We start from the raw sequence: 12,406 nt of genomic DNA, 5'->3' as shown, positions 1-12,406 counted from the left end.
ACCCAATGCGGCGCAGCCGTCACCGATGCCCAGTTCGCCGTCCTCGAGGAGGAACTCGGGCCTGTCCCCTCTCGCACGTCCGGCCTACTCGGAGCGGGACGGCTTCTCCGCGGTTGCCTTGGGCGCCTTGGGGGCCTCCGGAGCCTTCGGAGACTCCGGGGTCTTGGGGGGCTTGCTGAAGTCGTCCTTCTTCGGCCTGTTCTCCAGATCCTCGTCCTTCTGGAGGTCGCCATATTCCCTCACCGTCGCGCTCGCGTCCTGCATGCCGGCGGAGGCTGCCTTGGTGACCGAGCCGGGGTCCTGGGCGTACTGGGCCTGGGCGCCTGCGGAGGCTTGGGTGGTCTGGATGAAGGAGCCGAGGAAGCCCAGGACGGCCCGTGCTTCGGGCGATGTCTCCTGCACGATCTTCGCGCGGGAGGAGGCGCCGTGGATGGCGTTGTTGAACAGGCTGGTGTTCGTGTCGTCGTACGTGTCGTCGTCGCTGTCCTCGAAGTCGATGCCCTCGCCCGGACGGGGCTTGGTGCTGCCGGTGGTCACGGAGAAGAGTCCCGCGCCCCTGCCGGCGGAGTTGAAGATGTTGTCGAACACCATGGTCGTCACCTCTGGTCGTCGTCGTGGCGGCGGCGCCGCGCGGTCAGGGCTGCTTGTGCAGCGTCTGCTCGCTGACGGCGAGGGCCTCGCCGTCGAGCATCGTGTGGTGGACCTCCAGGGCGGAGACGACCTCGGCCAGCCCTTTCATGCGGAAGCCGCCGGGTGCCAGGTCGATGTCGGCGATGTCGCGGGCGACCACTTGCTCGAGGCCGGGATAGTCCCCGGACTGCGGGGGAGACAGGACCGTCACCGGCACGTCGTACCGCACGGCGATCAGCCCGGAGAAGGTCACCGGGATCTCGTAGGTGTACTGCTTGCGGGTGCGCCGCTGCGTGACCATGGTCTGCACGCGGGAGTTCGGCGGGACCTTGCCGGAGATCTGCGACTTCGAGGCCCAGCTGGTGTTCAGCGAGCCCCCGACGGTGGCCGCGATGCCCAGGGCAAGCTGCGCGTTGAGCGAGGCGTTGCCGGTGGCGCTGCCGCTCGTCGTGAACCCCACCGAGTTGGTCATGCCGTTCGACGCGGAGTTCGTTGCGGAGGTGCTCGCGGAGGTCTCGGTGGTGTTGGCGTTGTCGACGCCGACGCTGTCCTTGCTGTTCTTGTTGGTCACCGTGTTCGCGTTCTTGTTCGCCGTGCCGTTCTGGCACGACGCCGCGAGCTGCGACTGAAGGTCCAGCCGGAGCTGGTTTTGCAGCTGCAGCTGAAGGGATGCGCCGACGCTGCCGCCGAAGGTGAGCTTGGCGTCCCCGTGCAGCGACCAAGTGACCCCGTTCGACACGGTGAAGTCGACCGAGTCGGTGAAGGTCATCTCCGACTGGCTGTGATTGACGTAGGTGCGTGAGGAGAAGGTGTCGGGCGGAGGCCGGCCGATGTCGCCGCGCACCTCGATCAGCGGCTCCCCGAGGTTCATGTAGGCGAGCCAGCCCAGCTCGAACGCGGTCCCGGGGAAGGAGCCGAACCTCGTCTTGTTCACGGAGAACCCGACGGGTTTGTGCTGGGCACCGTAGTCGTCGACGTAGACCAGGTTGGGGTGATCCAGGATCGACTGCCAGTTCTGCTCGATGTTGAGTTCCCGCAGGTTCTTCTTCGTCAGCGGCTGACGCTTGGCCGGTACCAGGCTGTACGCGTTGGAAGGCATCTACCCGTCCTCGACTATTTTCGTCCGAACCGTGCCCGGTGAAAGGTAAACAGAAGTCTGCACACGTTCCAGCAAGCGAAAGTATCGCGCCCACAGGCGCCCGGGAAGAGGAACCGGAGCGGCGCACTCCATTGAGTGATCGATTTTCGGCAATCGCTTCCGAAACGCCGAAGGTGTGACCTTTCTTCGCCCCTGTCACTCGATCGATGACTTTCCGATAGCTCTGCCGGCGGGTAGTTTTACCTCGGATGTTGCCGTGAACGATGCCTGCGTCTCAGCCGTCCACTTTGTTCCAGGCGCCTTCCTGGCGAAATCAATCAGGGCTTTGGGTATATCGCGCGACAGTCCGCTGCATTGAGGGTCCGAGGCGTTGTTCTCCCCTATTCAGAAACAGGTGAGGTTTCCGCTATGTACACCCAAGAACGCACGACGATGTCGAATCTGGTGGTCGGCGGGCCGGTGGCGGTGAACAGCTACGACAACGCGATCGTGGCCGCGCTGGTCGAGAACCGGCCGGTCATGCTCGTGCACGCCTTCAACGGCGGCTACCTGCGGCCCGCCGAGCTGAGGGAGGAGAGCCACGACAAGGGGGTCCAGCTGGCCACCGCGCTCGACCCGGCGACCAAGGAGGCACAGGGACACCTCTGGTACATCACCCCGGCCGGCTTCTTCGGGCAGCGGCCGCTGTACTTCCTCGAGAGCGCCGCGGGCCAGGTGGCGCCCGAACCTCCCGGCACGGGCGGAGTAGACGCCGGGCGCGGCGACGACGGCACGCCCAAGCCGAAGCGCAGGCGCATCACCGTGCACCAGGACGCCCCCAAGACCACGGCTGACACCGTCCAGGTGGGCCTGCCCGACAAGGTCGCAGACAAGTGGCGGGGGAAGAACGGCGCGCCCGAGGACACCCAGCTCTGGGTCGTCACGGTGACGCCGTGGGGCGGGATCACCTTCGTGCCCATCACCCACCCCGACGCCATCCTCGGGTTCAAGGACTACGCGGTGACGCCCAACAGCGAGGTGCGGCTCACCTACAACTGGGGCGGGGACTTCACCGGCACGGTCATCAACACGTTCTATCCGCGGCTGCCCAGCGAGTGGAACGTGCCCTACCACCACGTCTTCACGTGATCCGCGGCCGCTGTGCCGCATCCGTCCCGAGCCGACGCCCCTACCGCCTGGAAGAGGCCGCACGATGCCTGTGCCCACGGAAGAACTGAAGCTGCAGATCGTCAACGCCGCCACCGGCAAGTTCCTGGGCGCCCCGGCCGAGCCGGGCGCGGACGGGGGGCTCGTGGTGCGCGACTTCCCCGATGGCGGACCGAGCCCTCACCAGTGGCAGTTCCTCCCCGTGCAGGACGACAACGCGTACGTGATCCGCAACGCAGACAGCGGCCAGGTTCTCGACGACCCCGCCACCGCGGACCGCGGCGTCCGCCAGGCCACGGCCGCCGGCGGCAGCGCGGGCCAGCAGTGGCACCTCGTCCCCGTCGAGGGCGAAGCAGGCTGCTACTTCATCGAGGGCACGAGCGACAGTACCGTCCTTGACCTCGCCGATGCCGGCGAGGACGAGATCCGCATCGTCCTGCGTGAGTACGACGAGGCCGCACCAAGTCAGCGCTGGCAGCTCGTCCCGGCCGAGCCCGAACGCATCAGCGACCCCGTGCTGCGCTGGGCAGCGCTGGACCATTGGAACGGCCGCCGGTCCTGGCGGCTGGCTGACTCGGCCGCCCTGCGTCCGGCTCCCGGAGCTACGCCCTCCTACAGTGACATGCTGCTGGTCCTCGAGCAGTTCGGCAGCGACCAGGACGCCGGCGGGTGGAAGAGCGCTGGAGCCGGCCGCTGCCCCAGCGGGCAACCGGTGTTGTGGGCGGGCCTGGGTGAGCGGTTCCTCGCCGACACCACGGGCGCGGGCCGAGCGGACATCGTGGGGCTCAAACCCGCGAAGGGGGCTGTTACCTCGGCCAGCAGAGGTGACGGCACGTTCGACGACGAGCGCGTCCTGCACCCGACCGTGCCCTCTTCGAGTCTCCAGGATCTGTGGACTGTCGTGGACACCACGGGTGACGGCCGGCCCGACGTGGTCGTGCTCGGCGCCGACGGCGTCCGGCTGGCCCGCCCCGACGAGGGCGGGACGTTCACGCCCGCCGGCGGCGAACCGGTACTTGCGGCGTTCGGCCACGGGGAGGGGGCGGGCGGGTGGCTTGCCGACAAGCATCCCCGCTTCCTCGCCGACACCACCGGCGACGGCAGGCTCGACATCGTCGGCTTCCACGACGACGGCGTCTGGGTCTCCCTCCAGGACGAAGAAGGAGACTTCGCACCGCTCGCCGACGAACCGGCCCTGAAGGCGTTCGGCCACGGGGAGGGGGCGGGCGGGTGGCTTGCCGACAAGCATCCCCGCTTCCTCGCCGACACCACGGGCGACGGCAGGCTCGACATCGTCGGCTTCCACGACGACGGCGTCTGGGTCTCCCTCCAGGACGAAGAAGGGAACTTCGCCGAACCTCTGTACGTCCTCGACCACTTCGGCGTCGACCAGGGATGGAGCTCGGCCGAGGAGTACCCCCGGTTCCTGCTCAGGACCACCGATGGCGAGGCAGCAGACCTCGTCGGCTTCGGCCCGCAGGGCGTCGTCGTCGCGCGCGGACGCGGGGACGGCACGTTCGAGCCCGCGAAACTCGTGCTCAACGACTTCGGGACCGCCCAGGGGTGGACGAGCGGCAAGCACCTCAGGTTCCTCGCCGACGTCACCGGCGACGGCAAGCCGGACATCGTCGGCTTCGGCAACGAAGGCGTCTGGGTGTCGCACAACGACGGCGACGGCCAGTTCGAGCAGGCCCAACTGGTATGCCGCGGCTTCGGCTACCACGACGACGCCGGCGCCTGGCGGGTCGACCGCCACCCCCGCTTCCTCGCCGACATCACCGGCGACGGACGCGTCGACATCGTCGGCTTCGGAGGGCCGGGCGTGTACGTGGCCCGCAACCTCTACCGCCGCTTCCGAACCCGATAAGCCCCGGGTTGAAACAGCAACAACGGCATCTCAACAATGGGTCACCGGGCTGCAGTCCTGTATACGGCGCCTGGATGCGGCCCCCGGTACGGAACCGGCCACCCCGGCCGGTCCAGTGCTACGGCACCGGTTCGGTCAACCCCAGAGCGTCTCGCTGCCCGTACACGGGCCGCGGAACACATCCTTGCCCCTGGGGGCGAGACACGGCGCTCCGGCCCGGTCACCGGTTGCCCACCGCTGGGCCCAGAGCCACTGCCCGAACACTGAACGCACCACTCCTGCTCGGGGTCTCGCTGTCGCACTGCACGATCGTGGCGTACTCCAGGACGTCCATCTGTAATCGATCAACTACTCTAAGTGGTTAGAAATGGAGAGAATTCATGCGCAGGTCCACGACGGCATGCACGGTGCTCGCGCTGGGAGCGAGCTTGTTGCTCGGAGGGCTGGTGCCCGGAGCCACCGCTGCGGCCGCTCCTGGTGCGGTCACCGCGCTCCGTGCGCCGACGCCTCCGTCGTCTGTCCCTGATCTCGATGCCCCGGGTCCGGCCAGGACGGTCGAGTTCCCGCCGGACGGGCGGGTCCGCTCGAGTCCGGGGCACGTGCAGATCCAGGCTCCGCAGTACACGCGCATTGTCCGGGTGGACACCTGGTGCAGCGGCATGAGCTGCCCTGTGTCCATTGCCTCCGACGGTTCGTCCGCCAGCTTTTCGCTGCAGAGCAACAACTGGGTGTGGAGCCGGCCCTGGAAGGTTGACGTTGTCGCCGCAGATGACGCGCCCATGGCAGGTGGCCGGTTCACCGGCACTCTCACCTTCGAAGGTGTGGCGGTGGACTGGACCGTCAACATCACCCAGGGCACTCCCGGGGCCTTCGGCGGGTACGTCAGCAGCGTCCCAGGGGGAGGAGGCGCCCGGGTTCGTTTCGTCGACCCCGATCTGAATGCCGCCGCTGCAGGGTTCAGAGAGAAGGACATCATCACGTCCGTCGACGGTCAGCCCGTCACGTCGGCGGCATCCCTCAGCGCCGCCCTCGCCGGTAAGCGAGCCGGAACCGCGGTGCCCGTGGGCATCACGCGCAACGGTACCCAGATGACCTTGCAGTACACGGTCGACGAGTGATCGCCACGACGTCCACGCGCGGGGGCGCTTGCCGCCTGCCGCTCCTTCGGTTTTCGGACACGATCGGCAAGACCTCAGTCCTGGCCGCCCGACACACGGTGAGGGGATGACGATGAGCAAGGCCCAGACAGCAGCAACGGAGGGTGAAGACTTCGCCCCCCAGATCACTACGGTCGCCGGTACCGGAGATGCCGGGGCCGCAGGAGACGACGGACCCGCTGTCGCGGCCCGGCTTGACCGTCCCTACGGCCTCGCGCTGGACAGCACGGGCACCCTCTACTTCTCCGACTACAACAATCACCAAGTCCGGAGGGTCAGCACGGACGGCAGGATCCGCACGGTGGCAGGGACCGGCACTGCTGGAAACAGGGGCGATCAGGGCCCTGCTGTCTCAGCCCAGCTGGACAGCCCGCGTGAGGTGGCGGTGGACCGTGCCGGGAACCTCTACATCGCCGATTCCGAGAACCACCGGATCCGCAAGGTCACGGCCGACGGACAGATCGGCACCGTCGTCGGCACAGGCACTGCCGGGTTCAGCGGTGACAACGGCCCCGCCGCTGCCGCCCAGTTGAACTGTCCGTACGGGGTCGCAGTGGACAGCACCGGCAACCTCTACATCGCCGATTCCGACAACCACCGGGTCAGGCAGGTCACACCAGACGGGCAGATCCGCACAGTCGCCGGGACCGGAACCCCGGGATTCTCCGGCGACGGCGGGCCTGCCGCCGCAGCTCAGCTGAACAGCCCGTACGGCGTTGCGGTGGACGGCGCGGGCGACCTCTACATCACCGATGCCGAGAACCACCGGGTCCGCAGGGTCGCCAGGGACGGCACGATCAGCACGGTCGCGGGCACGGGCACCGACGGCTTCAGCGGTGACGGCGGCCCCGCCACCTCCGCACAGCTGGACTTCCCCCTGGGCGTGGTAGCCGATACCACCGGCACCCTCTACGTCTCCGACCACAACAACCACCGGATCCGCAGGGTCGCCGGGGACGGCACGATCAGCACGGTCGCGGGCACGGGCACCGACGGCTTCAGCGGTGACGGCGGCCCCGCCGCCTCCGCCCAGCTGAACTACCCATTCGGGCTCGCGGTCGACTGCGTTGGTGCCCTCTACATCGCCGACTACGTCAACAACCGCGTCCGGAAGGTCGCGGCGGCCGCCATGGCAGGACTGCCCGAATCAGGCACGGTGGTTTCCTGGGCGAGCGTCCGCAGCCGGCTGCGGATCGGGGTCACGCGCGAGTCGTTCAAGGACGGGGCCAAGATCCAGCAGTCGCTCGCCGCTCCCCGCCAGTCGCAGCGGTGGCGGCTGGTCGTAGCCGGGAAGAGCGACAGCGGCGACGTGGTGTACACGATGGAGAACGTGCGCAGCGGGAAGGTTCTGGAGGTCGACGAAGCCCGGGGGGCGGCCGGGGCGGTGGTCGCGCAGCGCGCCTACGAAGGCGACGAGGCGCACCATCAGCAGTGGCGGCTGATCCCGGTGGGCACCGTGGCCGACGACCCCCGGGTCTACGAGATTGCGAACCGGAGCAGCGGTCTGCTTCTGGGCGTCGAATCCAACGCGCCTGTGGTGATCACGCAGTGCTGGGCGGAGGGCGACCACCGGGGCAGGCAGTGGCAGTTGCTGCCGGTGTGACGCACGAGCAGGGGGCAGGAGCCGCCTCGCCGATCCTGCCCCCTACCCCTTCACACATGGCGGCGCATTCCTTCCACACTCGCCGACAAGTGGCATGAAGAAGCAACTTTTCGGATCGAGTCGGTCGACGGCGGCAGGTCCGAGATGACCATCGACGTCACCCTGGAGATGCGAGTCCGGCATCGGGGGGCTCATGGAGACCACCTTCGAAAAGAACCTCCGGAATGAATGGGAGATTTTCGCGAGGGCCGTCGATCAGCACTGATCTCACGTCTTCGCTCCTGGAAGGTGCCACGTTCCAGACTGCTTCGGCTCTGGAGCAGCCGCCCGCCTGGGTGGTCGGCTACGTCCCGCTGACACAGATCAGTTCTTCACGTCCGTTGTCGAAGGGCACGCCGCGGTCTCGGGCAACGCCTCGACCGCGAATCGCCGGGCATCGAACCCGCCCTCGCTGACGTGACGGAGGAGGGCCGTCGGCCTCGCCACCGCTGGCAGCAATCGGAGGCCTTGGAGATCTCGGTCAAGTCGTCGAGGGGAAGGGTGTCTTGTACGGGACTCAGCATTCGGGAGCCCATCACCCTGATGCCGTCATCGAGCTAGTGGCAACACGAGTAAACCGTCCGCAGAACCGGTGGGCGCCGCGGTGCCGGATGTTGCGGGCGCCGACTGCGGCCAGGGACTCGCGCAGCCACACCGCCGGGTCGCAGGCGGGCCGCGGCCGCGGAGCCCCGAGCGCGGTGAGCTGGGCTGCGGCGTACTCACAGCTGCTTCTGGCGGCGGATCTTCTGCGCCGTCCGGTCGGAAGCGCGCGAGTTCGTGGATTCTCGGACAGCCCGCGGCATCAGCCCGCGCGCTGAGTAGCCCTGAGGAGCGTTCAGCGTGCGGGATCGGTGGTGCCTGAAGCGGGTCTAGTTGTGCCGCTGATAGCCGCCACCCTGCTGACCGTGGTCGCCTCCCAGGTGTCCAAGCTCGGCGACAGCCTGGCCGACGTCGCCGCGGTCGTCCCCTCCTACGTGGTGTTCCTCGTGGTGATGGCGTTCGCCGGCAAGGTGGTGGCCCGTCTGTTCCGCCTGGAAGCGCCCGCGGGTGGGCCGGGCGATCGTGTTCACCGGCGCGATGATGGCGCTCGTTGAAAACGACCACTCCCTGCTCGGGGGTGATCCGGACCTGCTCGATGGCTCTCCCCACCCATGCGGCACCCGACCTGTGTCCGGGCGGCTCTCGTGCCTGTCGCCGGGCTTGCTGTGGGACAAGCCGCACCGTCGGTCAGTCCAGGTCGGACATGTCGAGCACGAAGCGGTAGCGGACGTCGTTGCGAGCCAGGCGTTCGAGAGCCCTGTTCACCTGGGACGACGGCAACAGCTCGATGTCGGCGGTGATGCCGTGTTCAGCGCAGAAGTGCAGCATGGCGGCGGTGGACGGGCGGCCGCCGCTGCCGGCGGAGCTGAGCTTCTTGCGGCCGATGAGCAGGTCCATGGTTTCCACGGTGACCGGTCCGAGGTGGCCGAGGTGGCTGAGGGTGCCGTCCATGGCGGCCACACGCAGGTACGGAGCCAGGTCGTGGGGAGCGGAGATGGTGTCAATGACCACATCGAACTGGTCGCGGACCGCTTCCATCTGCTTCGGGTCGGTGGACACGACGAATCCCTGCGCTCCCAGGCCGCGGGCTTCGTCAGCCTTGTCCAGGGTTCGGCTGATGACGGAGGTCGTGGCGCCGAGCCCGGTCGCCATCTTGACCGCGAGGTGTCCCAGGCCGCCCAGCCCGGCCACGGCGACGGTACTGCCTGGGCCCACTCCGAGCGCCTGCAACGGTTCCCAGACGGTGACGCCGGCGCAGAGCAGTGGCGTCCCCATCGACGCCACAGACCTCGCCGACTGGGCAGTGCGCCTCTACGACGAGTACCTCAGCCGCCCCGATCTGATCCGGCTCGCGACCTGGGCGCGCCTGGAGCGGCGTCGAGTATCTCGTGGCGAACCACGACCGCTACGACGACCACAAACTCCGCGCCATCGCAGAGGCCCAGGCCGCCGGGCGCATCAGGCAGGGAGACCCCTTCGACGTGATGGCCATGGTCATCGCCATGTCCATGGCCTGGTCTCCAGTGAGTAACGTCTACGCCGCCACCGCTCAAGAGCCCGCGAGCGTGCACGAACAGCGGCGCACCCTGCTCCGAGACTGCGTAAGCCGCGCCGTCGCCCCGGCCTGGGGAGCCTGAGCACACCACGACGGTTCGGTGCGGCCACCCCGCCACGTGCGGGCCCGGCCTTCGCCTACGAGGCGCTCGTCTTTGCTCCCCACTCGGTTGAGGGGCGAAGCGAGTGGGGCGACGAGTAGCCCTGGCCGATTCCAGTCCAGAGATCCTCATCAGCGACTGGATCCCTTTTCCCGGCCGCCGGGGATGTCAGCAATGACCTGCTTCCCACCTTTCCCGCCATGTCCGTTTCTGGTGGAAACTGGCGACTTCCGTGTCGACGCCGTGAGTTGACGTGCCCAGGGCAAGCGCTTACTTTCCGGGGAAAGCGCTTGCACCCTCGCGGCCGGGCTCTTCCGGCCGCACAGCGCCAGCGCCGCACACGTTCCCGCGCCCCACGGCCCCGCAGTTCCGGAGCCGCACCGCCCCGCCGCCAGTCCAGCGCAGAGCCGCAAGCAAGCCGCAGTAGCCGCACCCTGCAGAGCCGCAAGCCGCACCCGTACCGCCCCGCCGGGGGCACCGGCCGGGCCGGCCTGCCCACGCAACGCCGCAAGGACCGGAGAAGCAGGAAAGCCGGAGAAAGGGACACCCGTCATGCGTCTGCTCACCCCACGATCCGCCGGACCGTCGCGATTACCCGTCCGTCCGCCGTCGCCCGTCCGGCGCCGTACGGCACGGGCCGCCCTCGCCGCCCTCGCCGCCCTCGCCGCCCTCGCCGCCGTCCTGGCGGGCCCCGCGCCCGCCGCCGCGGCCCCGGAGAGCACCGCCGCCACCGCCACCGCCGACGGCTTCGCCTCCGTCGACGCGCTCGGGCAGAACGGCACCACCGGCGGCGCGGGGGGTCCCGTCGTCACCGCCACCACCACGGCCCAGTTCCTGGACTACATCTCCCGCCCCGGCCCGCTGACCGTGCAGGTCAGCGGGCCGATCACGCTGCCGACCGGCTCCACCGACGGCATGCACCCGGTGGCCTCCGACAAGACGATCGTCGGGCTCGGCGGCAGCGCCCGCATCACCGGCGGCGGACTGCACATCGGCCTCCCGGCGAGCGACTCCGTCACCTCACCGCCCGCGAACGCCGTGCACAACATCATCATCCGCAACTTGCGGTTCGACGGCGCCAGCGACGACCTGATCAACATCCAGATGTTCTCCCACCACATCTGGATCGACCACAACGACTTCTCCAACGGCGACGACGGCGCCGTCGACATCAAGCGCGGCTCCGACTACGTCACCGTCTCCTGGAACCGCTTCCACGACCACGACAAGACGCTGCTGCTCGGCCACGACGACGACAACGCCGCCCAGGACCGGGGCCGGCTGCGCGTCACGTACCACCACAACTACTTCGACGCCTCCGACCAGCGTAATCCGCGCATCCGCTTCGGCGACCCGGTGCACGTCTACAACAACTACTACCGCGACAACAGCTACGGCGTGGCCTCCACCATGGACGCCGGGGTGGTGCTGGAGGGCAACTACTTCTTCAGCGTCAACAACCCCGCGCGGGTGGACTTCAGCGGTGACCTCGGCCGTCTCGTCGCGCGCGACAACATCCTCGTCGACTGCAACCACGCGATCGAGACCCGGGGTTCGGTGACCGAGCCGCGCACGTACTACGCGTACACCCTCCACCGGGCCGCCGAGGTGCCGACCGTCGTCCCGGCCGGCGCCGGCGCCGGAAAGATCTGAGGGGGCCGGCCATGACCTCCCGTCCCCGGCCCACCCGCCGCGCCGTGCTCGCGTCGGCGGGCGCCTCCGCCGCCCTGCTGGCGGGCGGCGCCCCCGCGCGGGCCGCCGCCCGCCCCGGCGGGTACGCCCCGTCCGCCACGCAGCACGCCGACGGCTTCGCCTCCGTCACCGCGCACGGCCTGTCCGGCACCACCGGCGGCGCGGGCGGCCCGGTGGTCACCGTCACCGACGCCGAGACGTTCCTCGACTACTGCGACCGCGAGGGGCCGTACGTCATCCAGGTCTCCGGCGCCATGGAGATCACCAGCAAGCAGGGACTGCGCTCGAACAAGACGGTCGTCGGACTCGGCGACGACGCGGAGATCACCGGCGGCGGACTCGACATGTACCGCCGCCACAACGTGATCATCCGCAACCTGCGCTTCACGCACGCCGACGACGACTCGCTGAGCATCCAGCAGTCCTCGCACCACATCTGGATCGACCACTGCGACTTCAGCTCCGGCGCCGACGGCCTCATCGACATCGTGCGCGGCGCGGACTGCGTCACCGTCTCCTGGAACCGCTTCCACGACCACAGCAAGACCATGCTGCTCGGCCACTCGGACGCCAACGGCTCCCAAGACCGGGGCCGGTTGCGGGTCAGCATCCACCACAACCTGTTCGACGGCACGGCCCAGCGCCACCCGCGCGTGCGCTTCGGCGAGCCCGTGCACGTCTACAACAACCACTTCCGGAACAACACCCTCTACGGGGTGGCGTCCACCGAGGACGCGGGCGTGCTGGTGGAGGGCAACCACTTCGAGAACGTGCCCCACCCGATCTACTCGGGCTACGACGAGAGCGGCCCCGGACGGGTGGTCGAGCGCGCCAACGTCTACGTGAACTGCGGCGCCCCCGAGCGATTCGGCACCGTCACCGAACCGCGCACCTTCTACGCGTACACCCTCGACGCCCCCGCCACCGTCCCCGCCCTGGTCGCCGCCGGTGCCGGCGTCGGCCGGATCTGAAGGAGAC

The 12,406-nt window shown here is 68.8% G+C and carries 8 protein-coding genes and 3 pseudogenes; 8 read left to right on the top strand and 3 right to left on the bottom strand.

All coding sequences use genetic code 11. The features are described 5' to 3' along the window. Positions 1-84 precede the first annotated feature (84 nt). Positions 85-591 carry a hypothetical protein gene (locus QQS16_RS01460; RefSeq protein ID WP_286059713.1) on the bottom strand — a complete coding sequence of 169 codons (507 nt, stop codon included), beginning with the start codon at positions 589-591 and terminating at the stop codon, positions 85-87. 43 nt (positions 592-634) lie between these two features. Then, complete coding sequence (locus QQS16_RS01455; RefSeq protein WP_286059712.1) at positions 635-1,729, bottom strand: hypothetical protein; 1,095 nt, start codon at positions 1,727-1,729, stop codon at positions 635-637. 408 nt (positions 1,730-2,137) lie between these two features. Between QQS16_RS01455 and QQS16_RS01450 the strand changes: the two genes are divergently transcribed. The 5 genes and pseudogenes from QQS16_RS01450 to QQS16_RS01430 form a co-directional block, all read left to right on the top strand. Further along, complete coding sequence (locus tag QQS16_RS01450; RefSeq protein WP_286059710.1) at positions 2,138-2,857, top strand: hypothetical protein; 720 nt, start codon at positions 2,138-2,140, stop codon at positions 2,855-2,857. A 64-nt stretch (positions 2,858-2,921) separates the two neighbouring features. After that, a complete protein-coding gene (locus QQS16_RS01445; protein WP_286059708.1) occupies positions 2,922-4,742 on the top strand; it encodes an FG-GAP-like repeat-containing protein in 1,821 nt (606 codons plus the stop codon). Between the two features lie 599 nt (positions 4,743-5,341). Then, positions 5,342-5,860: a PDZ domain-containing protein gene (locus QQS16_RS01440; protein ID WP_286059706.1), complete on the top strand. Its 519-nt coding sequence runs from the start codon at positions 5,342-5,344 to the stop codon at positions 5,858-5,860. Between the two features lie 112 nt (positions 5,861-5,972). Then, complete coding sequence (locus tag QQS16_RS01435) at positions 5,973-7,502, top strand: NHL domain-containing protein (RefSeq protein ID WP_286066179.1); 1,530 nt, start codon at positions 5,973-5,975, stop codon at positions 7,500-7,502. 911 nt (positions 7,503-8,413) lie between these two features. Beyond that, positions 8,414-8,618, top strand: a pseudogene (locus QQS16_RS01430) (arsenic resistance protein); the annotation flags it as partial. A gap of 150 nt (positions 8,619-8,768) precedes the next feature. On the opposite strand, the pseudogene QQS16_RS01425 reads toward QQS16_RS01430, so the two are convergent. Further along, positions 8,769-9,347 (bottom strand): annotated as a pseudogene (locus tag QQS16_RS01425) (zinc-binding dehydrogenase); the annotation flags it as partial. 1 nt (position 9,348) lies between these two features. Between QQS16_RS01425 and QQS16_RS01420 the strand changes: the two are divergent. The 3 genes and pseudogenes from QQS16_RS01420 to QQS16_RS01410 all read left to right on the top strand — a co-directional run. Beyond that, a pseudogene (locus QQS16_RS01420) lies at positions 9,349-9,718 on the top strand (TetR/AcrR family transcriptional regulator); the annotation flags it as partial. Between the two features lie 570 nt (positions 9,719-10,288). Next, positions 10,289-11,389, top strand: coding sequence for a pectate lyase family protein (locus tag QQS16_RS01415; protein ID WP_286059704.1), 1,101 nt, complete (start codon positions 10,289-10,291; stop codon positions 11,387-11,389). Positions 11,390-11,400: 11 nt separating this feature from the next. Continuing rightward, positions 11,401-12,399: a pectate lyase family protein gene (locus QQS16_RS01410; protein ID WP_286059702.1), complete on the top strand. Its 999-nt coding sequence runs from the start codon at positions 11,401-11,403 to the stop codon at positions 12,397-12,399. Positions 12,400-12,406 lie beyond the last annotated feature (7 nt).

The organism is Streptomyces sp. ALI-76-A (genome assembly GCF_030287445.1).
GTDB lineage: Bacteria > Actinomycetota > Actinomycetes > Streptomycetales > Streptomycetaceae > Streptomyces.
Note: the sequence above shows the minus strand (reverse complement) of the source record. Positions and strands in the feature narration are given on the sequence as shown.

Excerpts from the sequence above, each read along its gene's own strand:
- QQS16_RS01450 (WP_286059710.1), top strand. The coding sequence starts at position 2,138 with ATGTACACCCAAGAACGCACGACGATGTCGAATCTGGTGGTCGGCGGG.
- QQS16_RS01455 (WP_286059712.1), bottom strand. The coding sequence starts at position 1,729 with ATGCCTTCCAACGCGTACAGCCTGGTACCGGCCAAGCGTCAGCCGCTG.
- QQS16_RS01410 (WP_286059702.1), top strand. The coding sequence starts at position 11,401 with ATGACCTCCCGTCCCCGGCCCACCCGCCGCGCCGTGCTCGCGTCGGCG.
- QQS16_RS01435 (WP_286066179.1), top strand. The coding sequence starts at position 5,973 with ATGAGCAAGGCCCAGACAGCAGCAACGGAGGGTGAAGACTTCGCCCCC.
- QQS16_RS01445 (WP_286059708.1), top strand. The coding sequence starts at position 2,922 with ATGCCTGTGCCCACGGAAGAACTGAAGCTGCAGATCGTCAACGCCGCC.
- QQS16_RS01415 (WP_286059704.1), top strand. The coding sequence starts at position 10,289 with ATGCGTCTGCTCACCCCACGATCCGCCGGACCGTCGCGATTACCCGTC.
- QQS16_RS01460 (WP_286059713.1), bottom strand. The coding sequence starts at position 591 with ATGGTGTTCGACAACATCTTCAACTCCGCCGGCAGGGGCGCGGGACTC.